Raw genomic sequence first — 21,675 nt, forward strand, 5'->3', positions numbered from 1 at the left:
CCCGTTGGCTTGCTTGCCTTTCCCAGTTCCCGCTCAACCTGTAACCGGCTGAACCAATTGTCCCTCACCGCCGCCCCCATTGCCGTCGCTGTCGCCGGGATCGAAAAATCCTTTGGCCCGACGCGCGCGCTCGCTGGAGCCGATCTTACCGTGGCAGCCGGGGAGGTCGTGGGGCTGATGGGCGCCAATGGCGCCGGCAAATCGACTCTGGTGAAAATCCTTTCAGGCTCGCATGTACCCGACGCCGGAACGATCACCCTGGGCGGCGGGATCGTCGCCCTCGCCTCGCCCAGCGCCGCCAAGGCCGCCGGCATCGCGACCGTCCATCAGGCGACGGATCAGGCGGGGGCTGCCGGACTGACGGTCGCGGAGAATCTTCTGCTCGATGAACTTTGCCAGCCGGGCGAGCGCTTCTTCGTCTCGGCCCGGTCGATCCGCAGGCGTGCGCGCGCCATCGCGGCGCTGATCGATCTCGACCTGCCGCTCGACCGCGACTTCATCGACCTGCGGCCGGCGGAGCGGCAATTGATCGCCATCGCCCGCGCCGTCGCGGCCAAGGCCTCCGTTCTAATCCTCGACGAGCCGACATCCAGCCTCTCGGCCACGGAAGCGGACCGGCTTTTCGCCATCATCCGGCGGCTGCGCGCGGGCGGCATGGCAATCCTCTACATCTCGCACAGGCTGGGCGACCTTGCCGCCATCGCCGACCGCGCCGTGGTCATGCGCGGCGGTCGCATCGTCGGCGCCTTTGCCAAACCGATCGATTTCCCGGCCGCCGTTGCGGCCATGATCGGGCGGACGCTGGAAGCCGCCACCCATGACGGCAAGATTTCGGCGGCCCCAATCATCGCCTCCATCAAGGGTGCGCAACTGATTCCCGGTGCGAGGCCTTTCGATCTCGATCTGCGCTCCGGCGAGGTCGTCGCGCTGACCGGCACGCTTGGCTCTGGCAAGAGCCGGCTGTTGCGCGCGCTTTTTGGTCTGGAAACGCTGGCGCAAGGCAGCTTCGTGCTCGATGGAAAACCATGGCTTTCCAACGGGCCGGCGCGATCGATCGAAAACGGCGTCTTCATGGTCGCCGAGGACCGCTGGGCATCGTCGCTGCTGCCGCCCGAGGTCCCCGGCGCCTCGATTGCCGGTACTATCGCCCTGCCGCATCTGCGGCGCTGGTTTCCGGACGGCCTGCTGCGGGTCGCGCGCGAGCGCAAGGTTGCCGCCGAGGCGATCGCCCGGCTCGGCATCAAGGCGCGCGGCCCCGATGACACGCTCGACGAGCTTTCCGGCGGCAACCAGCAGAAGGTCGTGCTCGCCCGCTGGCAGGCGGCACCTTGCCGGCTGCTGCTGCTCGACGAGCCCTTCCAGGGTGTCGACGTCGGGGCGCGTGCCGACCTGATCGCCGCAATCCGCAACAGCCAAAGCGGTTCCGCCACGCTGATCGCGACCAGCGACACCGAAGAGGCGCTGGAGGTTGCCGACCGCATCCTCGTCATGCGCGATCACTCCCTTCACGAGGCCGGCGACGGCCATGGCCCGCTGACCGACCAGATCGGCAAGGTCGAGAGCGAAAAGGCCGGAGAGCATCGATGACGAACCCGACGACGGTCCAGCAGGCCGCCCCGCGCACATCGCTTTTCCGCGAAACGCGCCGTTACGCGCTGTTCGTGCTGCTGGCACTGATGGTGATCGGCTTCTGGTACGCGCAGCCCGCCTTCATCCGCTCGGCCAACCTGTTCTCCATCCTGCAGGCGGTTTCGGTTGTGGCGATCCTCGGCGTCGGGGTCTCGATCACGATGTCGGCCGACGGCTTCGATCTCTCGGTGGGCAGCATCGCCGCCTCGTCGGTGATGGCGGCAAGCTATGCCATGGTCGTATGGCAGCTGGATGCGGCCCAGACCATGGGTCTGGTCTTGCTGATGGGCGCCTTCATAGGCCTCCTGAACGGACTGCTGATTGTCCGCATCGGCGTCCCCGATCTTCTCGCCACGCTGGCGACAATGTTCCTGCTCGCCGGCCTGCAGCTGATCCCGACCGGCGGCCGCTCCATCACCGCCGGCATGGTGCTGCCCGACGGCTCGTCCGTTCCCGGTGCTTACGATCCGGCTTTCCTGATCCTCGGCCGGTCACGGCTCTTCGACACCGTACCCCTGTCTGTCGTGGTCATGGCGGTGGTCGCCATCCTCGCCTGGTTCCTGATGGAGCGTACGCGCTGGGGACGCGTCTTCTATGCGATCGGCGGCAACGAAACGGCCGCGCATCTATCCGGCGCGCCGACCAAGGCATATCGACTCTGGGCCTATATCCTGTCCGGCACGCTTGCTTCGTTGGGAGGGCTGATCGTCGCTTCGCGTGTCGGCCGCGGCGACGTCTCGGCCGGCAACTCGCTCCTGCTCGATGCGGTGGCGGCCTCGCTGATCGGCTATGCCGTGCTCGACAAGCGTCGCCCGCATGTGATCGGCACGGTGGCCGGCGCAATTTTCGTCGGCGTCCTCCTGAACGGCCTCACCATGCTGAACGCGCCCTACTACACGCAGGACTTCGTCAAGGGTGTCGTGTTGGTTGGCGCTCTGGCGCTGACCTTCGGCCTGGGGAAGAAGCGATAGTTCACACCAGCCGACCACGGAACGCAGATTTTTCGTCGCATAGCGATCGGACGATGCCGCCTTAGCGACCGCCGGGATGGTTGCCTGCACTTGTCGGCAGGTAGAAATACACGCCCGCCGTTAACCCCGAATCGCCTAGCGCGAATCAAAAAAGAAGCCGTTCAAGGTTTCCCCTGAACGGCTGGTCGAGCCCCCTGCTCCCCTAAAACTCTGACTGAAGTGCTGCCGATCGTCGCGAAACGACCGCTTCTGGAGTGGTTTTTGTGTGCCACGGGGCTCGCTTCGACGCAACGTAAACCACTTGTTAACCTTAACGGCCCCGACCCGTGAACAAGTGTTAACGACGCTGGCACGCTTCCTGCTCCGCAACGCATGTAGGTCATCGGAGGGCGCCCTTCTGTTCACCGATGGGACATCAGACGACAGATTGCGCGGAGCAGCATAGCATGAACCAGAATGGATCGATCACGCTGTTCCAATATTGGAACCGCCTGCGTGATGGACGCCCTGCCCCGAAGCGTTCGGAGGTCGAACCGGCCGACATCAAGTCGCTGCTGGCCGACACCTTTATCCTGGAGCGGGACACGCGCGGGCAAGCCGTATTCCGGCTCGCCGGCACCAGGCTTTGCGCCTGCTACGGCCGAGAACTCAAGGGGTTTTCCTTTCCGTCGCTGTGGCGCGAGAAGGATCAACGGCTGGTCTCGCGGCTGATCCACGGCGTCTTCGAGCAGAAGTCGGTCGTGCTCATCAGCTATGAGGGCTTCAGCCGCAACGGGCGCTCCAACAAGTTCGAACTGCTTGCCCTGCCGCTTGACGGCGGCGTCGAAAATCCACGCTGCCTGGGCGTCATCAGCGCCGTGGAGAAGCCCTTCTGGCTGGGCGCCGACCCGATCACCGATGCGTTGATCGATTCGATCCGCGTCATCGATCCGGAGAAGGAGCTCCTCAACAACCGTCCGGCCATCGATGTTCCCTCGCTCGCTCCCGATGAACTTGGAGCACCCGAGACGATCTCGGCGCTCGGCCGGGCGCGCCGCATCCGCCATCTCGTCGTCTTCGATGGCGGGCGCGAGGAATAGTCCGTTTACGGCCTGATGCACGTCGCCCAAAACTGCGCGGCTGTTTTGGCACCACGGCCTGCAAAAAGGAAACCTTGGAGCGCCCGCTTTTTCCCTTTGTTAACCCGCTTTGTTGTACTTCTCTGATGAAGTTCCTCGCATCGGCGCGCGGGATGCCAAACGGGGTGTAGGCAGTCATGAGGTCAGCGGCGGTCGACTATGCGCCGTCCCAAGCTGAAAGGCGTAACTTTCAGCGCGTCCGGGTCAAAATCTACGGACGCTTCATGCTGGAAGACCGCACCGAACACCCCTGCCAGGTCGTCGACATGTCACCGGGCAACGTCGCGTTTCGCACCGACCGCATCGGCATGCCCGGCGAAAAAATCATTGCCTACATCGATCATATCGGCCGCATCGAAGGTGTCGTCACGCGCACCTTGCAGGACGGTTTCGCGATGACCGTCATCGCGTCGGATCGCAAGAAGGACAAGCTGGCCGCGCAATTGACCTGGCTCGCCAACAAGCATGAACTCGACCTGCCGGAAGATCGCCGCCACGAGCGCGTCGCGCCGCGCAATCCGACCAGCGTGCTGCAGCTCACCGACGGTCGCCAGTACCAGTGCCGTATCATCGACCTTTCGCTCTCCGGCGCCGCGGTCGAGATCGACGTCAAGCCGGCGATCGGCATCCAGGTTATGCTTGGCACCATGCGCGGGCAGGTCGTGCGTCATTTCGAGGACGGCGTCGCCATCGAATTCGCTGTGATCCAGCGCCCCGAAACGCTCGATTCCGAATTCAACACGCCACGCACCTGAGCAGGCCCGACAGCGACACTCCAGGAAACCGGCCCTTGTGGCCGGTTTTTTGTTTTCGACGCCATGACCGGCATGCTTAGGCCACTTTAGGCGGGGCTTGGAGCCCTCCGCGCGCCGAGATGGCGCCTCAAGATCCAAACGAATTAATACTCAAATGATTCAAATTTTACGTTTATTCTACTGGCGTTTTACTCAATATCTACTTCGCGCTTTTGCGTCAAATAAATCCACATGTGGCAATGTCTCCTTCGAACGGGGAGACTACAACAATGAAGAAAACGAGGGGCAAGCTGTTGCTGGTGGCAATGGCGATGCAGCTTTCCGCTTGGGGATCAGCATATGCCGCGGGACCGGCCTATATGCACACCGGCGGACGCACCACCCAGCCTGTTGGTCATTATGAGTTCTGCCAGCGCAGTCCTGGCGAATGCAGCGAACGGACCCCGAAGGGTGCGCCGATCGAACTGACCCGCAAACTGTGGGCGACGATCGTCAACGTCAACAATTCGGTCAACACCCGCATCAAGCCGCGCACCGACATGGAAAACTACGGTGTCGAGGAATATTGGGCCTATCCGGCCAATGGCTATGGCGATTGCGAGGATTACGCGCTGGAAAAGCGCCGCGAGTTGATGGATGCGGGCATGCCGGCCGGCAATTTGCTGATGACGGTGGCGCGCCAGCCGAATGGCGACGGCCACGCGGTGCTGACAGTGCGCACCAGCCTCGGAGAATTCATCCTCGACAATCTCGAGACCAAGGTCCTGTCCTGGACGGACACCGACTACACCTATCTCAAGCGCCAGTCGGACCAGAATTCCGGCGTTTGGGTGACGATCAATGACGGCCGCTCCGACGCGGTCGCCAGCGTCCGCTAGAACAGAGCTCAAGCGCGCCGCGTGAATGCGAGGCGCTTCAGGAGAAACCCGGTCGAGTCCCCACCCTCCCCGTCCCCAACGACCGGGTGAAAGGAGCCGGCCCCGTCCCCGGGCCGGCTCCGCCATTTCTGGCGGTCCATTGAAATCTTGACAATGTCACGATTTCTATTCCTTAGATTCCTGTTTGCAGCCCACCTCTGCTACAACAGCAAGTAGCGCGAACCGTGGTTTGGCAATGGTTTCGCCGGCTAGAGTTCGAATCTTGAGAGGGCGCCAGCCGCAGGAAGTGTCGCATGCCTCCCGAGCCCCGATCACCTCGCCTTGCGGTTCTTATCGACGCCGACAACGCTTCCGCCAAGATTGCCGACAGCCTGATCGCGGAGATCGCGAAGATCGGTGAAGCCAGCGTCCGCCGCATCTACGGTGACTTTTCAAACGTCCGGTCGAAGGGATGGACTGACGTCTTGTCAAAGCATGCGATCATTCCGCAGCAGCAGTTCGCCTATACCACCGGGAAGAACGCCTCAGATATCACGCTGGTGATCGATGCCATGGATCTCCTCCATAGCGGTCGCTTCGATGGTTTCTGCCTGGTTTCTTCCGATAGTGATTTCACCCGGCTTGCCGCCCGCATTCGCGAACAGGGTGTCGATGTATTCGGGTTCGGCGAGCAGAAGACACCAGAGAGTTTTCGGCAGGCATGCCGCCGTTTCATCTACACCGAAAATCTTCTACGTGGCGTGGCCAACATTCAAGATACCGCGCCTGCAGCCAAGCCGCTTCAATCGTCCAGCGCTGCGATGCCCATACTCAAGAAAGTCATTGGTCAGATGGACAGTGAGGATGGTTGGGTATTGCTCGGCACATTTGGAAAGCAGCTGTCAAACCTGTTTTCAGATTTTGACCCTCGCACCTACGGCTTCAGCAAACTGAGCGATCTGGTGAGGAGTACGGATGCATTTGAAATCGAAACCCCTAAGGGTGGAGGCATGCGAATACGGACCAAGCCTACGGCAGGGAAGAAAGCAAAAAACAAAGCCGCGTAGCGGTGGCCAGGGGACCACATATCCCAACGAGCGCATCAGAACGTCGCGACCACCTTTCCGCCGGCAGCAGATCGAGGCACTATAGGCCGTCAGTTTCGCCTTCTGGATCACGGCGATGTTGGAAATCCCGGAAGATCGGTGCGAACGTCATCGTCTGTTCAAGGCGATCGACGATGCCTTCAAGGCCGGCGATTTCGAAGGCCTCGGCGTAGCCCTGGGCGGCTCGCCCCGCTGGTTCGATGAGCGCATGCCGTTTGAACTCGGCCTCGGGCATCCGCTGGAATATGCGATCTATTGGAGCCCCGTCGGTTTCATCTCGACCTTGCTGGATGTTGGCTCGGATCCGAACTATCAGGATCACGGCGGGTTTCCGTCCGTCATTGCGGCGCTGTCCACCGACCGGGCCGACAGGCTGGACATCGTGCGGGTATTGATCGACGGCGGCGCCGACCCGAACATGCGGGGTGTGAACGATTGGACGCCGCTTCACTATTCGGTGGCAATCCGCAGTGCCGATGCGATCCGCCTGCTTTTGGTGGCGGGCGCCGACCCGGCACTCGAAACCCGCATCGATAACTACAGGACGGCCGTGGAAGAGGCCGAGATTGCCGGCTTTGAAGCCGGTGCTTCATTGCTGCGCGATGCGATGGCCGGGCGCAGCTCCAACGAACAGTGAGTTGGGGCGCGACGAACCCTCGCCGACAGGTGGCCAAACCGGCCTCAGACCTTCTTCAACCCAACCTTGAAGCGCTTGCCGTTGGCGACATAGTGCGCCGCCGAGCCGCGCAACCTTGCCACGGCCGCGTCGTCCAGCACCCTGATCGCCTTGGCAGGCGAGCCGACGATCAGCGAATTGTCCGGGAATTCCTTGCCTTCTGTGACCAGCGCGCCGGCGCCGACCAGCGAATTCCTGCCGATTTTCGCGCCGTTCAGCACGATGGCGCCCATGCCGATCAGGCTGTTGTCGCCGATCGTGCAGCCATGCAGCAAGGCGCGGTGGCCGATCGTGCAGCCCTCCCCGATCGTCAGCGGGAAGCCGGGATCGGTGTGCATCACCGTATGTTCCTGCACATTGGTGTCGGCACCGATGACGATAGGCTCGTTGTCGCCGCGGATGACGGCGCCGAACCAGAAGCCGGCATTGCGTCCGACCCTGACGTCGCCGATCAGCGTCGCATCGGGCGCGATCCAGTTCGAGTCAGCATCGGCGAAGCTGGGCTCTGCTCCATCGATCGCATAAAGCGGCATTTCTGGTCTCCGAATCGTCTCAGCCTGGCAGCTCGGACCCTAGGAGACGGACCGTCCATGAGGCAATGGCAAGCACGACGACGCCCAGCGCCAAGGTCCACGCAATTGCCGTGCAGCCGCAGGACATCAGCGCCAACGTTGAAATGCGGCGCTGACGCCGAGCATCGATGGCATCGTTCACCAGCATGAAGGGTCCGGCACAGGCCGTGGCGAGCAACGAGCGCAAGACATGTGACGGCGACACATAGGGTTCGGTGAAGGCGACCTTGCGGCCCGACACCAGTTCCATGGCCGATCCGGCCAGCCCGCAGGCCGTCAACCCGACGGCAAAAGCAAAGAGTGTGAGTTCCAGCGGTCCCATCTTAACTTTCCATTTACCATGAAATTGCACAGTCGTTCCATGCAGGCTGCAAGAGCCGTGCCGTGCGATGTGTGCCGCCCAGGGACACTGGAGGCGGACGGGCGGCCCGAGATTCGAGGACTGAGATGAAGCAGGCAGCGCTCGCCAACGAACTTACCGTGGTCGATTCCACGCTGATGAAGCGGGTGCTCTACGGGTTCGCGGTGCTCGCCCTGTTGTCGGTGGCGATCAGCCTTGGCGGCAAATGGTTCGGCCACTCGATCGCCATGGCCGGATACACCGACGACGCAACGGTCCACCAGGTGGTGATCGGCAACAATGTCATCGCTGTCCCGGCCAACGCCATCCGTTTCGCCCAGGCCCGGCGCGACGGCATCGCCTCGCGGCTCGACCTCTATCTGCGCTATCCCCAGATGGACGGCTACAGCGAGCCGGCGCGCAACGATTTCAACCACACGGGCACAGTCAAGAACATCGTCTTCCTGTCCTTCGAACAGCAGATGATGTCGCGTGACATGAGTGGCCGCTTCGCGCCGATCTACAGCGCGTTGATCACCCGACCCGGCATTGCCGGGCCTAGCGGCACGATGATCTATGGTTTCAACGAGAAATCAGGCTATCTGAACGAGGTTCTGGTTGTCGGCAATCGCCCCGGAAGGGAGCCGTTCGTGGCCCGTTGCCTGAGCGGGCCGAGTGCCGAGCAATCGCTGGCGCCTTGCGAGCGCGACATTCAGGTCGGCGACGAACTCAGCCTCACCTATCGCTTCCCAAGGGAGTTTTTGGGCGACTGGCAGGCGCTCGACGCGGCAATCGCCACTGAAGCCGGGCGCGTTCTGAAGGCGGGAGGCTAAAAACGCTTCAAGGGAACCGGCTGGCCGGCCGCATGAGCCGACCGACCGCAAGATTTGCTGGCTCAGGCCAGATCGATGTCGAGAATTGCCATCGAAAAATTGTAGTCGCCGTCGTCCTCGTCCTTGAAGACGATGCCGAGGAATTCGTCGCCGACATAGACCTCGGCCGAATCGTCCTTGCGCGGCCGCGCCTTGACCTCGAGCTTGGGGTTTTGGAAGACGCGCTTGAAATAGGCGTCCAGCTTTCTGATTTCGTCCGGCTTCAACAGTCTTCTCCGATCATCGGGCTTGCTCGTTCGAACGCGCTTCTGGCACGTCGACAATGGCCATGTAAAGGCAAGCGGCCTGATTAAGGTCTGTTGATATTCACGTGAGGCCGGCCTGCAAATGGCGGTTTCCTGCGCTTCCGGTGCTCACGTACCCAAACGTACGCTCCGCTCCGGTTCTCGGAACCCACCATTTTCGGCTCGGCCTGACCTGAATCTCAACAGACCTTGGGCGAGAAACAATCGCCCATGTCTGCCCACGGCCGCAGGCAACGGACATATGACAATCAGATGTCGAAGCTGACGACCTGATCCATTGTCTGCGACGGTAGAAGCTGGTCCATCTGGCGCGACGGCTGATCGCAGCCGGTCTCGCCGACGACGCGGGCCGGCACGCCGGCAACCGTCTTGTTGTGCGGCACCGGCGACAGCACCACCGAGCCGGCCGCGATCTTCGAGCAATGGCCGATTTCGATGTTGCCGAGAATCTTGGCGCCGGCGCCAATCAGCACGCCATAGCGGATCTTGGGGTGACGGTCGCCGCCGGCTTTGCCGGTACCGCCCAATGTCACACCATGCAGGATCGACACGTCGTCCTCGATGACCGCCGTCTCGCCGACCACGAGGCCGGTGGCGTGGTCGATGAAGATGCCCTTGCCGATGCGGGCGGCCGGGTTGATGTCGGTCTGGAAGACAGAGGACGAGCGGCTCTGCAGGTAGAGCGCGAAATCCTTGCGCCCCTGGTTCCACAGCCAATGCGCCAGCCGATGGGTCTGGATGGCGTGGAAACCCTTGAAATAGAGCACAGGCATGATGAAGCGGTCGCAAGCCGGATCGCGATCGTAATAGGCCTGGATGTCGACACGCACCGTCGTCGGCCACTCCTTGTCGTCGGCCAGCATGGACTTGAAGGTCTGGCGGATGAGATCGGAGCCGATGTCCTGGTGCGCCAGCCGCTCGGCCAGCCGATGAATGACCGCCTCCTCCAGGCTGTCCTGGTTGAGGATGGTCGAATAAAGGAATGCAGCGAGCAGCGGATCGCGGTTGACAGCCTCCATGGCCTCGTCGCGGATCGAACGCCAGATCGGATCGACCGGCTTCAATGCGCTGTGTCGGGAAATGCTGATGCTGTTCATCGCCGTCTGGTCCTGCGTCCTGCCTGGCTTGCCTGTTGTGCTTGCCTGTTGCCTGGCCGCACATATAAGCCAGATCATAGCACGATTGAACTCAATTTTCCTTAGTGCTTTGTCAAATGGATTTGGTTCGCGGGAATTCAAGCAGCCATGGAAAACGAGCCCTTGATCGACGACGCGCTGAAAAGCGAGCTTTCGGCTCTCTACCGGGCGCCAGGCCGCCACTATCACAACCTTTCCCATATCAAGGCAATGCTGGCGGTCGCTGGCGACTATCGAAGGTTGCTCGGCGACCCCGAGGCGATCGAAGCGGCGATCTGGTTCCACGATGCCATCTACGACAGTAAGGCCAAGGACAATGAGGCGCAAAGTGCGGCCCTTGCCGAGAAAGAGCTGGCGGGCCGCGCGGATTCTTCACGTCTCGACCGCATCTCGGCAATGATCGTCGCCACCGCCACGCATCAGGTGCCGCCGTTCGACGACGCGGCGGCCATACGGGACGCAAGTCTTTTTCTGGATATGGACCTGTCGATCCTGGGAGCCACGCCGGACGCCTTCGACGCCTATGAGCGCGCCGTGCGGCGCGAGTATCACTGGGTGGAGGAGCCGATGTGGCGAGCCGGACGCAGTGCGGTCTTGAAGAATTTCCTCGCCCGCCCACACATTTTCCACACCGAGGAATTCCGGCAACGCTTTGAACGGCAGGCCCGGGAAAACATGGCGCGGTCGCTGGCGGCTCTCACCACAGGCTGAGGGCAGTCACGTCCCGCGTCCCTCGCCGTCCGCTCAGAGCGGATTCTCGGCATAGAACTCCAGCACGCGCTGCTTGAAGGTCTTGTCCCCGACGGCCAGCATATGATCCCGGCCCTCGATGTGAAAGGCGCTGGCGTTCGGCATCAACGCTGCAAGCTCATCGGGCGAGCCGCCAATGTCGTCGGTGGTTCCGACGGCGACCAGCGTCGGCTGGGCCATGCGGGCGATATCCTGCTCGCTCAGCAATTCGCGCGATTTGGCGATGCAAGCGGCCAAGGCCCGGCGATCGCTGCGGGTCTGGTCGGCGAAGGCGCGAAACGACCGGCCGCGCGGATGGGTAGTCGCGGCTGGATCTTCGGCAAGCAGGGCGGCGGCGATCGGATCCCAATCGCCGACACCGTCGACCATGCCGATGCCGAGACCGCCGAAGACCAGCGTCGCCACCTTGTCCGGATCGGACAGCGCCATGAACGCCGCGATGCGGGCGCCCATCGAATAACCCATGACATGGGCGCGCTCGATGCCGAGATGGCCGAGCAAGGCAGCGGCATCGGAAGCCATCTTGACCGGCGTGTAGTCGGCCTCCTCATAGCTCTTCGACGACGAGCCGTGGCCGCGATTGTCGAAGGCGATGGCGCGGTAACCGGCATCGTTCAGCGTCTTGAACCAGCCGGGCGATACCCAGTTGACATAATGGCTCGAGGCGAAGCCATGGATCATCAGCACCGGATCGCCCTCGCCCGATGCCGGCTGGCGGTCGAGGAAGGCAAGCTCGAAGCCGTCATGGGTGAAAGACTGCATCTGCGATCCCGCCTGTGTGCTCAACCGCCACCGCCATTTGGCGCATCGCCATTGTCGGCTGGTGGCATGCCGGGGCCGGATACCGTGCCCACGGCCGGATGGCGCAAAAGGTCGCCATACTCGATGCCGTTCCTGGCGGCAGTGCCGGCCTTGAGCTCGAGCACGAAGCGCACCGGTACGCCGGGCGAAATGACGGCGTCCGATTGCGGCTCGCCGTGCTTGACCGCCCGGATCTTGCCATCCTGGCCGACGAAAATCAGATCAAGCGACATTGGCGTGTTGTGCATCCAGAAGCCAACCTGCTGCTGAACCTCGAAGACGAACAGCATGCCGTGGTTGTCCGCCATGTCCTGGCGATACATCAAACCGGCTTCGCGCTCCGCGGCGGTGTCGGCGACTTCGATGGAAAAAGAGCGATCACCGCCTTTCGTCACCACGACCAATGGCGCCGGATCGGCCGGAAGGATCATCGCCCGGCTGTCCGCAGAGGTCGGCTTTTCGGAATAGAAGTAACCACCGGCGGCGGCGATGAAGGCAATCGCGCACATCGCGCCCGCGGTCAGCCAGTTCCTGTAAGCCATTCGAGATCCTCGGCCGGAAACGCCTTAATGCGAGACCGGCAAGGTCCCCATATCGGGGTGAATTTCGGCGGCCATAAGGCCTTTGTCGCCGCGCCCGAAACGAACCAGCACGACCTGCCCCGGCCGAAGCTCGGTGATACCGTAACGGCGCAAGGTCTCCATATGGACGAAGATGTCCTCGGTACCCTCGCCGCGGGTGAGAAAACCAAACCCTTTGGTGCGGTTGAACCATTTCACCAAGGCGCGTTCGAGACCGCTCTCCGGCGTCACCGCGACATGGGTGCGCTGCTCCTGCATCTCGGCCGGATGGACCGCGGTGGTGAGGTCCATGGAGAGCACCCGGAAGGCCTGCAATCCGCGGTCGCCATGTTTGACAAGGCAGACCACGCGCGCGCCCTCCAGGGCCGTCTGAAAGCCGTCCCTTCGAAGACATGTCACATGGAGGAGGATGTCGCCCGAAATGCCGTCATCCGGGAGGATGAAACCATAGCCCTTGGCCACATCGAACCACTTGATGGCGCCGGCAATTTCTCGCAGGTCGGCGGCGTCGCCGCCTTCGTCACGCTGCGGGGCGTCGCCAAGGGGTCCGTCCCGCCCCATGAAAGAGGCCTTTTCCCCCATAAGAATGCCCCCTCTTTTCAAGAACACCGCAACTGATTCTTGCCAACAGATTAACACTGCGGCTTCCGGTCTGTGCAAGACCTGCCGTGCCTTTTTTCACGGTTCATTTGGGCAATACCGGATTTGTTCTTTGCCGGCATTGCGCACCGCCGCACGATTGCCCTTTGACAGGGCCGACCCTATGTTGCGCCGCAACGCAATTTATCGAGGAAATCACATGCGCTATCTGCACACCATGATCCGCGTCACCGACGTCGATGCCTCGCTCGACTTCTACTGCAACAAGCTCGGCCTCAAGGAAGTGCGCCGCTACGAAAACGAGCAGGGCCGCTTCACGCTGATCTTCCTCGCAGCCTCGGAAGACGAGCAAAGCGGCATCGCCGACAAGGCACCGCTGGTCGAACTGACCTACAATTGGGATCCCGAAGACTACAAGGGCGGGCGCAATTTCGGCCACCTCGCCTATGAGGTCGACGATATCTACGCCACCTGCCAGCACCTGATGGACAATGGCGTCATCATCAACCGGCCGCCGCGCGACGGCAACATGGCCTTCGTCAAGTCGCCGGACGGCATCTCGATCGAGCTTCTGCAGAAAGGCCCGGCCAAGGCCAAGGCGGAGCCCTGGGCTTCGATGGCGAACACCGGAAGCTGGTAGCCGATCACGCTGTCTTGAGCGGACAATACCAGGCTGATGAGCCCGGTACCGTTTGGTTTTTCAGGGGCGGCGCCTATCTGTCCGGCTGAGGCGCCAGGCTTGGGCCGGTGCCCCGGCCACACAACAGGCGCTTGCCCAGGAGAATCCATGCCGACCAGCCATGCCGACGTCGCCACCGAACATGCCAGCCGCTACCTGCAGCAGCTGTGCAAGCACTGGGCGCATAAATTCCCGGTCGAGTTCGATCCCACCCACGGCACCATCGATCTCTCAATGGGCCGTACCGTCATGGATGCCGATGCGGCGACACTGCATATCACGGTGTCGACCGACGAAGCAGGATCGATCGAGCGCCTGGAAAGCGTTGTCGCCGATCACATCAAGCGCTTTGCTTTCCGCGAAGAGCTGACCTTCGACTGGAAACCCGCTCCGGCAGCTTAGGCGGCGACTTACTTCCCACCGGCCTGAGCAGCCATCTCCAGCAGCGCCTGCACCGAGCGCCAGTTGCGTGCGGTACCCGGCACTTTCAGCGTGCGCGGGATCAGCCCGGCAAACACCGACTTGCCCAGCCCGTCCGGTGCGTGCAAGTAGAGCACATCGCCCTTGATCTCGAAGCGTTCGGGGCCGGTGCACTTTTCGGTCAGCCGCGCCACCTCGTCCGCTGTCGGCTCGCGCTCCAGCACATAGGCGTGCAGCTTGGTATGGTCCCCGGCAACTTCCGGGTAAGGGTTTTCGTTCACCAGCCGCTCGAACCACGAGAGATCACGCACCATGATGCGCGAATAAAAACCCCATTTCTTCTCGAAGGCTGCTTCGATCTGTTTCGTCAACGTGACCGCTTCGCCCTCTTTCGCCCGGAACACGGCATTGCCGCTCTGCACATAGGTGGCGACATCGGAGAAGCCGAGCCCCTCGAAGAACGACCGCAGCTCCGCCATCTTGACGATGCGATTGCCGCCGACATTGATGCCGGAAAACAGCGCGACGAAGATTTTTCCCGGATCAATCATTTGATCCCGATCGCTCATATGATGAACCCGGCCAGTGTCTCGTTGTCGGTGATGTCCTGATACTGGACGCCCTCGGCCTCGAACTTCGCCTTGAGCAGATCGAAATTGCGGCGGTCCCTGGTTTCGATGCCGATCAGCACCGAACCGAAATTGCGCGCCGATTTCTTCAGATATTCGAAACGGGCGATGTCGTCGTCGGGCCCGAGCAGTTCGAGGAAGTCTCGCAGCGCGCCGGGCCGCTGCGGAAAGCGGATGATGAAGTATTTCTTCAGCCCCTCGAAGCGCAACGCCCGTTCCTTGACGTCCGGCAGCCGCTCGAAATCGAAATTGCCGCCCGAAACCACGGCGACGATGGTCTTGCCCCTGATCTCCTTCTTGGAGAAATCCTTGAGCCCATCGATCGCCAGCGCGCCGGCCGGCTCCAGCACGACGCCTTCGACGTTGAGCATTTCGATCATGGTGGCGCAGAGCCGGTTTTCCGGGATCAGTCGCACCGTGTCAGCTGGAAAATCCTTGAGATGACGCAACGGCTCGCGGCCGATCTCGGCCACCGCGGCGCCATCGACGAAATTGTCGACCTTGGCGAGTTTGAGCCGTTTTCCCGCCGCGAGGCTCTCGCGCAGGCTCGGCGCGCCGGCCGGTTCGCAGAAGACGAACCGTGCTTGCCTGCCCTGATCGGCGAAATAATGGGTGACGCCCGCGGCAAGTCCGCCACCGCCGACCGGCAGCATGACGATATCGGGCATGCGGGCGCCCGGCATCTGGTCTGCGATCTCGTAGGCGACGGTTGCCTGGCCCTCGATGATGTCCTTGTGATCGAAGGGTGGCACCATATGGGCGCCGGAACTGCCGGTGAATTCCAAGGCAGCGCGATAGCAGTCGTCGAAGAAATCGCCGACCAGTCTGATCTCGATGAAATCGCCGCCGAACAGCCTGGTCTTGTCGATCTTCTGCTGCGGCGTCGTCACCGGCATGAACACAACGCCTCGCCTGCCGAAATGGCGGCAGACGAAAGCAAAACCCTGCGCGTGGTTGCCGGCCGACGCGCAGACGAACAGTTCAGCCTCGTTGCCGGCCGCCAGTGTCTTGCGGAAGAAATTGAAGGCGCCGCGGATCTTGTAGGAGCGGACCGGCGACAGATCCTCGCGCTTCAACAGCACCCGCGCACCGGTCTTTTTCGACAGATAATCGTTTTCCTGCAGCGGCGTTTCAGGGAAGATCTGGCGGATCGCGGCGGCAGCGGCAGCAACACGGGAAGAGAAACTGTTCATCGGAAACCACCCTTGGGAAAGCCGCCTTGCGTTGCACGCTGTCCGCGGACCTCTATCATTGATCGGGTCGCGCACGTCGGTTGTTGAGCGCCCGGACAAGGTGCGGCGCGAGCCCGCGTATTGCATATCCGGCTACGCGGCGCCATCGTCCATCATGTGCGTCCTTCCGGGCGGAAATTTTGCGGAATACTTTCAGCTACTTGCGGGTGCATTCTAATGCCCCCTCGCACCGGGCGGCTTGAAATCGCTATCTCTGCGGGAATTGGAAGGCCGGCGGCGACGGCGCTTATTGCGCGGATCACGCAGGCGTTTTCCGCCATTTTGGCTTTCGCGCAACACTGCGATGCCCGCAGCGGGGCGCCGATCACATTTCGACTGGACATGACTTAGTTCTGCCGCACTCTGCCTGTCCGGGAGGTATCGTGAGGATAGACAGGCCTTTCGGCCGGAGTTGGAAATTCAGGCGTGCCTTTGAAGAAGATTTTTACCGTTGTCCTGGCCTTGTTCGTCGCCGGCTGCGCCGGCCAGCAAACACAGGAATTGCTGGGCAGCGCCATGGTGTCCGCGCCGGTGACGGAGATTGCCGGCAACCACTCGATCTTCATCGCCACGACGCGCAAGAAATCCGACGATCCCAACAAGGTTTTCGACGGCGAACGCTCGGCGACGCTGAACTATGCCCGCGTCAACGTCACCGTTCCGGGGCTTCACAAGACCGGCCAGATCGAGCGCCGCTCGCGCGGCAAGTCGGACGACCCGGCCAAATATTTCATGGCTTCCGAGGTCGTCGGCTACGACACGCAGCCGAAATTCTCCAGCGCGCTCAACGCCGACATCGCGGCGCGTGGCGGCCGCGTCATGGTCTTCGTGCATGGCTACAACACCGGCTTCGATGCCGCCGTCTATCGCCTGACCCAGATCGTCCATGATTCCGGCTATCCCGGCACACCAGTGCTGTTTTCCTGGGCATCGGGCGCCAGGACCACCGACTACGTCTATGACAAGGAAAGCGCCAGCGCTGCCCGCGACCAGTTGGAGGTGACGCTCAGGATGCTGGAGCAGTCCGGCGCGCGGCGCATCGACATCGTCGCGCATTCGCTCGGAACCTGGGTCACCATGGAAACGCTGCGCCAGATGGCCATCACCGGCGACCGCGACCTCGGCGGCAAGCTCGGCGACGTGGTGCTGGCCTCGCCCGACATCGATGTCGACGTGTTCAAGAGCCAGATGCGGCGCTATGGCAAGCCCGACAAGCCATTCATCCTGCTGTTGTCGGACGACGACCGCGCGCTGCGGCTCTCCGGCCTGATCGCCGGTTCACGGCCGCGCGTCGGCGACTACAAGGATGCCGCCGATCTTGCCTCCTATGGCGTGACGGTCGTCGACCTGTCCAAGGTCAAGGGATCGGACAGCTTCAACCATACGAAGTTCGCCGACAATCCGACGCTGGTGAAGATGATCGGACAGCGGCTGCGCGAGGATGACGGCTTTGCCAGCGACCGTGACGTGACCGATCGTATCGGCCTGCTTGGACAATAGATGCGGTCCCGCGGTTTTCGCCGTGCCTGTTCACCACTGCGGATGTATCGATTCACTTTGAACTGGACCGCGCCGGTCTCCGGCCTTATCGGAATAGCCAGCGACGTCATGCGTTTGACGTCCCCCTTTGCGGGAGCCGGCGTATGACCATGCGTTCGAAGAGTTATCTCGTCGTTGCATTGACGCTCGCTGTCACCGGCTGCGCCGGCGGGAAAACGCACGACCTGCTCAACAGGACGACGGTCACGGTGCCCGCTTCCGACATCGCGGCCACGCATGAGATCTTCGTCGCCACGACACGCCAGAGGGCAACAAAAGACCCGCGACAGGTGTTCGACGGCGATCGCTCGCTGACCACCAGCTTTGCCCGTGTCGACGTCACCGTCCCGAAAAACCATCAGGTCGGCGCCATCGAGCGGGCCAAGGGATCCGCGAACAGCAATCCGGCCAAGGATTTCACCGCCAAGGACGTCACCTTCTATGAAGGCGCGCCGCAATTCGCCAAGGCGGTCGGCGCCGACATTTCCATGCGCGGCGACCGTGCGCTGGTTTTCGTGCACGGCTTCAACAACGGTTTCGACGACGGCATCTACCGGCTGACGCAGATCGCCCACGACACGAAATATCCCGGCACGCCGGTGCTGTTCTCGTGGGCTTCGAGCGGCAAGACCACGGGTTACATCTACGACAAGGAAAGCGCCAACGCAGCGCGCGACGACCTCGAGGCGACGCTCAGGATGCTGGCCAAGACCAAGGTCAAGAGCATCGACATCATCGCCCACTCGATGGGGACCTGGGTGACCATGGAGGCTCTGCGCCAGCTTGCCATCACCGGCGATCGCGATCTCGACGACAAACTCGGCTACGTCATCCTGGCCTCGCCCGACATCGATGTCGACGTCTTCAAGAAGCAGATGATCCGCTACGGCAAACCCGACAAGCCATTCGCCATCCTGCTCTCGGCGGATGACCGGGCTCTCAAGCTGTCCTCCCTGATCTCGGGCGACAAGCCGCGCGTCGGCGATTATGGCGATGCGGCGGACCTCGCCAGCTATGGCGTGTCGGTGGTCGATCTTTCCCAGGCCAAGGGCGGTGACCGCCTCAACCACGCCAAATTCGCCGACAACCCGATGCTGGTGCAACTGCTGGGCGACCGGCTGCGGGCGCCTGCCGGCCTTGCCTCGGACGAGCCCGTCCCGACTCAGCTCAACAATCTCGGCCAGGGCCTCGGAAAGGCCGTCGGCTCGGTCGCCGAGATCGTCATCACCACGCCGTTCAAGGTGCTGACCATCGCCACCGGCGGGTGAACCGGCCGAGCGCAGACGGCTGATCTCAAACGAAAAGATCAACCTTCTGGAACGTCGTCACGTCGATCAGGCCGACATCGGAAATCCTGAGTTCGGGAATGACGACCAGCGCCAGCAGCGAGTGCTGCATGTAGGCGTTGTTCAGCGAACAGCCCATCTTGCGCATCGCCTCGGTGAGCTTCTCGGCCTTGGCCGCGACGATTTCCGCCCGCTCGTCCGACATCAGCCCGGCGATCGGCATTTCGACCAGCGCCAGTTCCTTGCCCTTGGAGAACAGCACGACGCCGCCGCCGATCGCACCCAGGCGATTGACGGCCAGCGCCATGTCCTGCTTGTTGGTGCCGACGCAGATGATGTGATGGGCGTCATGCGCGACGCTGGACGCCATGGCGCAGTCGCCCATATAGCCGAAGCCGGAAACGAAGGCGTTGGTGACGCCGCCCGTGCCCCGGTGGCGCTCGACCAGCGCGATCTGGCAGATGTCGTTGCGGCGGTCCATGGCGACCAGCCCGTCCTCGACCGGCAGATCGGCCTCCAGCGCGCGCGTCGGCGCCTGGTTCTCGATGACGCCGATGACGCGCACCCGCACCTCGTTGGCGCCTTTGGGAGCAACGATATCGAAGTCGCCGCCCTTCAGCTTCTTGCCGAGCTTGACGGTGTTCTTCGCCGTCTTCGGGTAATCATAGGCCGGAATGTCGATTTCGAGCTTGCCGCCCTTGGCCAGCCTGACGCCGCGTGCATAGACCTCGTCGATGGTCATTGCGGCGAGATCCGATACGATCAGCAGGTCGGCCAGCCGGCCCGGCGCGATCGAGCCGATCTCGCGCTCCAGTTTGAAATGCTGGGCGGTGTTGAGCGTCGCCATCTGAATCGCCGTCACCGGCTTCAAGCCTTGGCTGATGGCGTGGCGCACCACGCGGTCCATATGGCCTTCCTGGACCAGCGTGCCGGAATGGCTGTCGTCGGTGCACAGGATGAAGTTGCGCGGGTCGATGCCGCTCTCCGTCACCGCCTTGATCTGCGAGGCGACGTCGTACCAGGCCGAGCCCAGCCGCAGCATCGCCTTCATGCCTTGGCGCACCCGGGCAATGGCGTCCTCGGCGCGTGTGCCCTCATGGTCGTCCTCGGGGCCGCCGGCGACATAGCCATGGAACGGCAGGCCGAGATCGCGCGAGGCATAGTGGCCGCCGACCGTCTTGCCTGCATGAACCGTCGCCGCGATCTCGCCCGACATGACAGGATCATTGGCGGCGACACCGGGAAAATTCATCACTTCGCCCAGGCCGATAATGTTTTCCCAGGTCATCGCCTCCTCGACATCGGCGACCGTCAGCTCGGCGCCGGCATGTTCCAGCCCCGGCGCCGAAGGCACGCAGGACGGCATCTGCACATGCACGTTGATGGGCATGGCGACCGCTTCGTCATGCATCAGCCGCACGCCGGGCAGACCCAGAACATTGGCGATCTCGTGCGGGTCGATGAACATAGAGGTAGTGCCGCGCGGAATAACGGCCCGGCAGAACTCGGTCACCGTCACCATGCCGCTCTCGACATGCATATGCGCGTCGCAGAGGCCGGGCACCAGATAGCGCCCGCCGGCGTCGACCACCTTGGTGCCCTGGCCGATGGCATGGCTGGCGTTCGGCCCGCAATAAGCGAAACGACCGCCGGCGATGGCGATGTCGGTGCCGGCGATGATCTCGCCCGAATGGACGTTCACCCAACGGCCGTTGCGGACGACCAGGTCAGCGGGTTTGCGCCCCATGGCGACATCGACCAGATGTGTCGCCATCTCGGTCCACGGTCTGGGTTTTGCGGGCGTTGCTTTCGTCATTGGCGATTCCTTCGGTTGTCGCCAGTCTCGCAAATGTCGGCGGGCGCCGCCAGAGCCGTCGGGCCAACACACCGCGGCAGACTGAGCTTGTTGACTAAGCTGGCCAAAGCGCGATTCTGGCTACGGACCGAGCCGTAAGGGGAAAACATGACCCGTTTTTGCAAAGTGTTCGCCATCGTCATCTTGTTCGCCGCCTCGAGCGCTTTTGCCGCCGCCGAGGAACGTTGGCAGACCTTGCCGGAGCCTGCAGCCATGCCCAAACCCGATCAGAGCGGATATGCGCCGGTGAACGGCATCCATATGTACTACGCCGTTTTCGGAGCGGGTGACCCCGTGCTGCTCATCCATGGTGGCCTCGGCCACGCCGACATCTGGGCCAGCCAGGTGGCCACGTTTTCCAAGACGCACAAGGTGATCGTCGCCGACAGCCGTGGTCACGGCCGCTCCACCCGCACCGAGCAGCCCTATGGCTATGACTTGATGGCGTCGGACTATCTGGCGCTGCTCGATCACCTGAAGATCGACAAGACCGCGCTCGTCGGCTGGAGCGATGGCGGAATTATCGGTATCGACATCGCACTGCATCATCCGGAGCGGCTGACAAGGCTCTTTGCGCAAGCCGCCAACGTAACCACCGACGGCGTCGATCCGGGCGTGATGACCAACAAGACCTTTGCCGCCTACATCGACCGCTCCGGCCGCGAATACAAGAAGATGTCGAAAACACCGGACCAGTATGACGCCTTCGTGGCGCAGATGAGCCATATGTGGGAGACCGAGCCGGCGTGGACCAAGGAGCAGCTCGCTGAGATAACCACGCCGACGGCGATCGTTGCCGGCGACCATGACGAAGCGATCAAGCGCGAACACACCGAATATATCGCCTCCGTCATCCCGGGCGCGAAGCTGATTATCCTGCCCAACGCCAGTCATTTCGCCATGCTGCAAGCGCCGGACGAATATAACCAGGCTGTGCTGGACTTCATCGACGCCAAATAGAGGATTCTGTGCGGCGACAGGGGGATTGCGATTGCGGCGAATGCG

The 21,675-nt window shown here is 62.4% G+C and carries 24 protein-coding genes; 14 read left to right on the forward strand and 10 right to left on the reverse strand.

Annotation, left to right across the window (positions count from 1 at the left end):
• The first annotated feature begins 57 nt into the window (after positions 1-57).
• From NKI21_RS08010 to NKI21_RS08040, 7 genes are all read left to right on the forward strand, one after another.
• A complete protein-coding gene (locus NKI21_RS08010) occupies positions 58-1,587 on the forward strand; it encodes a sugar ABC transporter ATP-binding protein (protein ID WP_352865198.1) in 1,530 nt (509 codons plus the stop codon).
• On the forward strand, positions 1,584-2,600 hold the full coding sequence (locus tag NKI21_RS08015; RefSeq protein ID WP_128304034.1) for an ABC transporter permease: 1,017 nt from the start codon (positions 1,584-1,586) through the stop codon (positions 2,598-2,600). The genes NKI21_RS08010 and NKI21_RS08015 overlap by 4 nt, the downstream gene beginning before the upstream one ends.
• Before the next feature lie 446 nt (positions 2,601-3,046).
• The gene (locus NKI21_RS08020) at positions 3,047-3,679 is read left to right on the forward strand and encodes a PAS domain-containing protein (RefSeq protein WP_027039196.1); all 633 of its coding nucleotides are present in this window, start codon (positions 3,047-3,049) and stop codon (positions 3,677-3,679) included.
• Positions 3,680-3,855: 176 nt separating this feature from the next.
• Positions 3,856-4,473 (forward strand): PilZ domain-containing protein, encoded by a 618-nt coding sequence (locus NKI21_RS08025; protein ID WP_023812149.1) that lies wholly within the window; start codon positions 3,856-3,858, stop codon positions 4,471-4,473.
• Between the two features lie 269 nt (positions 4,474-4,742).
• A complete protein-coding gene (locus NKI21_RS08030; RefSeq protein ID WP_352439927.1) occupies positions 4,743-5,351 on the forward strand; it encodes a transglutaminase-like cysteine peptidase in 609 nt (202 codons plus the stop codon).
• A gap of 293 nt (positions 5,352-5,644) precedes the next feature.
• A complete protein-coding gene (locus tag NKI21_RS08035) occupies positions 5,645-6,397 on the forward strand; it encodes an NYN domain-containing protein (protein ID WP_352865203.1) in 753 nt (250 codons plus the stop codon).
• A 115-nt stretch (positions 6,398-6,512) separates the two neighbouring features.
• Positions 6,513-7,073, forward strand: coding sequence for an ankyrin repeat domain-containing protein (locus NKI21_RS08040; RefSeq protein ID WP_023812152.1), 561 nt, complete (start codon positions 6,513-6,515; stop codon positions 7,071-7,073).
• A 44-nt stretch (positions 7,074-7,117) separates the two neighbouring features.
• Here the strand turns inward: NKI21_RS08040 and NKI21_RS08045 are convergent, their stop codons facing one another.
• Entirely contained in the window at positions 7,118-7,645 is a 528-nt protein-coding gene (locus NKI21_RS08045) for a gamma carbonic anhydrase family protein (protein ID WP_352865207.1), read from the reverse strand.
• Positions 7,646-7,664: 19 nt separating this feature from the next.
• Positions 7,665-8,006 carry a DUF6949 family protein gene (locus NKI21_RS08050; RefSeq protein WP_127291442.1) on the reverse strand — a complete coding sequence of 114 codons (342 nt, stop codon included), beginning with the start codon at positions 8,004-8,006 and terminating at the stop codon, positions 7,665-7,667.
• Between the two features lie 125 nt (positions 8,007-8,131).
• Between NKI21_RS08050 and NKI21_RS08055 the strand changes: the two genes are divergently transcribed.
• Complete coding sequence (locus tag NKI21_RS08055) at positions 8,132-8,857, forward strand: hypothetical protein (protein WP_352552330.1); 726 nt, start codon at positions 8,132-8,134, stop codon at positions 8,855-8,857.
• A gap of 62 nt (positions 8,858-8,919) precedes the next feature.
• On the opposite strand, the gene NKI21_RS08060 is transcribed toward NKI21_RS08055, so the two are convergent.
• Positions 8,920-9,123 (reverse strand): DUF3126 family protein, encoded by a 204-nt coding sequence (locus tag NKI21_RS08060; protein WP_013531334.1) that lies wholly within the window; start codon positions 9,121-9,123, stop codon positions 8,920-8,922.
• Between the two features lie 287 nt (positions 9,124-9,410).
• Positions 9,411-10,259 carry a serine O-acetyltransferase gene (gene cysE, locus NKI21_RS08065; RefSeq protein WP_013531333.1) on the reverse strand — a complete coding sequence of 283 codons (849 nt, stop codon included), beginning with the start codon at positions 10,257-10,259 and terminating at the stop codon, positions 9,411-9,413.
• Positions 10,260-10,406: 147 nt separating this feature from the next.
• Here cysE and NKI21_RS08070 point away from each other — a divergent pair, with 147 nt between their 5' ends.
• Complete coding sequence (locus NKI21_RS08070) at positions 10,407-11,009, forward strand: HD domain-containing protein (protein ID WP_352865211.1); 603 nt, start codon at positions 10,407-10,409, stop codon at positions 11,007-11,009.
• A gap of 33 nt (positions 11,010-11,042) precedes the next feature.
• Here the strand turns inward: NKI21_RS08070 and NKI21_RS08075 are convergent, their stop codons facing one another.
• Genes NKI21_RS08075 through NKI21_RS08085 form a run of 3 tightly spaced genes read right to left on the reverse strand, consistent with a single transcriptional unit; the run spans position 11,043 to position 12,991 of the window.
• The gene (locus NKI21_RS08075) at positions 11,043-11,810 is read right to left on the reverse strand and encodes an alpha/beta fold hydrolase (RefSeq protein ID WP_352865214.1); all 768 of its coding nucleotides are present in this window, start codon (positions 11,808-11,810) and stop codon (positions 11,043-11,045) included.
• Positions 11,811-11,830: 20 nt separating this feature from the next.
• Positions 11,831-12,391 (reverse strand): DUF192 domain-containing protein, encoded by a 561-nt coding sequence (locus NKI21_RS08080; protein WP_352609635.1) that lies wholly within the window; start codon positions 12,389-12,391, stop codon positions 11,831-11,833.
• Between the two features lie 24 nt (positions 12,392-12,415).
• On the reverse strand, positions 12,416-12,991 hold the full coding sequence (locus NKI21_RS08085; RefSeq protein ID WP_352609724.1) for a cold-shock protein: 576 nt from the start codon (positions 12,989-12,991) through the stop codon (positions 12,416-12,418).
• 238 nt (positions 12,992-13,229) lie between these two features.
• On the opposite strand from NKI21_RS08085, the gene gloA reads away from it, so the two are divergent.
• Positions 13,230-13,670, forward strand: a complete 441-nt coding sequence (gloA, locus tag NKI21_RS08090; protein ID WP_127332092.1) for a lactoylglutathione lyase — start codon at positions 13,230-13,232, stop codon at positions 13,668-13,670.
• 147 nt (positions 13,671-13,817) lie between these two features.
• Positions 13,818-14,111 carry a DUF2218 domain-containing protein gene (locus NKI21_RS08095; RefSeq protein ID WP_127415469.1) on the forward strand — a complete coding sequence of 98 codons (294 nt, stop codon included), beginning with the start codon at positions 13,818-13,820 and terminating at the stop codon, positions 14,109-14,111.
• An 8-nt stretch (positions 14,112-14,119) separates the two neighbouring features.
• On the opposite strand, the gene NKI21_RS08100 is transcribed toward NKI21_RS08095, so the two are convergent.
• A complete protein-coding gene (locus NKI21_RS08100; protein ID WP_352609721.1) occupies positions 14,120-14,680 on the reverse strand; it encodes a DUF1697 domain-containing protein in 561 nt (186 codons plus the stop codon).
• Positions 14,681-14,694: 14 nt separating this feature from the next.
• Positions 14,695-15,951, reverse strand: a complete 1,257-nt coding sequence (gene ilvA / locus NKI21_RS08105) for a threonine ammonia-lyase IlvA (RefSeq protein WP_352865219.1) — start codon at positions 15,949-15,951, stop codon at positions 14,695-14,697.
• 465 nt (positions 15,952-16,416) lie between these two features.
• On the opposite strand from ilvA, the gene NKI21_RS08110 reads away from it, so the two are divergent.
• Together NKI21_RS08110 and NKI21_RS08115 are read left to right on the forward strand one after the other, a co-directional pair.
• Complete coding sequence (locus NKI21_RS08110) at positions 16,417-17,490, forward strand: alpha/beta hydrolase (protein ID WP_023812164.1); 1,074 nt, start codon at positions 16,417-16,419, stop codon at positions 17,488-17,490.
• A 143-nt stretch (positions 17,491-17,633) separates the two neighbouring features.
• Positions 17,634-18,797 (forward strand): alpha/beta hydrolase, encoded by a 1,164-nt coding sequence (locus NKI21_RS08115; protein ID WP_023812165.1) that lies wholly within the window; start codon positions 17,634-17,636, stop codon positions 18,795-18,797.
• Positions 18,798-18,822: 25 nt separating this feature from the next.
• Here the strand turns inward: NKI21_RS08115 and ade are convergent, their stop codons facing one another.
• Positions 18,823-20,631: an adenine deaminase gene (gene ade / locus NKI21_RS08120; protein ID WP_352865223.1), complete on the reverse strand. Its 1,809-nt coding sequence runs from the start codon at positions 20,629-20,631 to the stop codon at positions 18,823-18,825.
• 147 nt (positions 20,632-20,778) lie between these two features.
• Here ade and NKI21_RS08125 point away from each other — a divergent pair, with 147 nt between their 5' ends.
• On the forward strand, positions 20,779-21,630 hold the full coding sequence (locus tag NKI21_RS08125) for an alpha/beta fold hydrolase (protein WP_352552344.1): 852 nt from the start codon (positions 20,779-20,781) through the stop codon (positions 21,628-21,630).
• Positions 21,631-21,675 lie beyond the last annotated feature (45 nt).

It is taken from the genome of Mesorhizobium sp. M0715 (genome assembly GCF_040320355.1).
Taxonomy (GTDB): Bacteria; Pseudomonadota; Alphaproteobacteria; order Rhizobiales; family Rhizobiaceae; genus Mesorhizobium.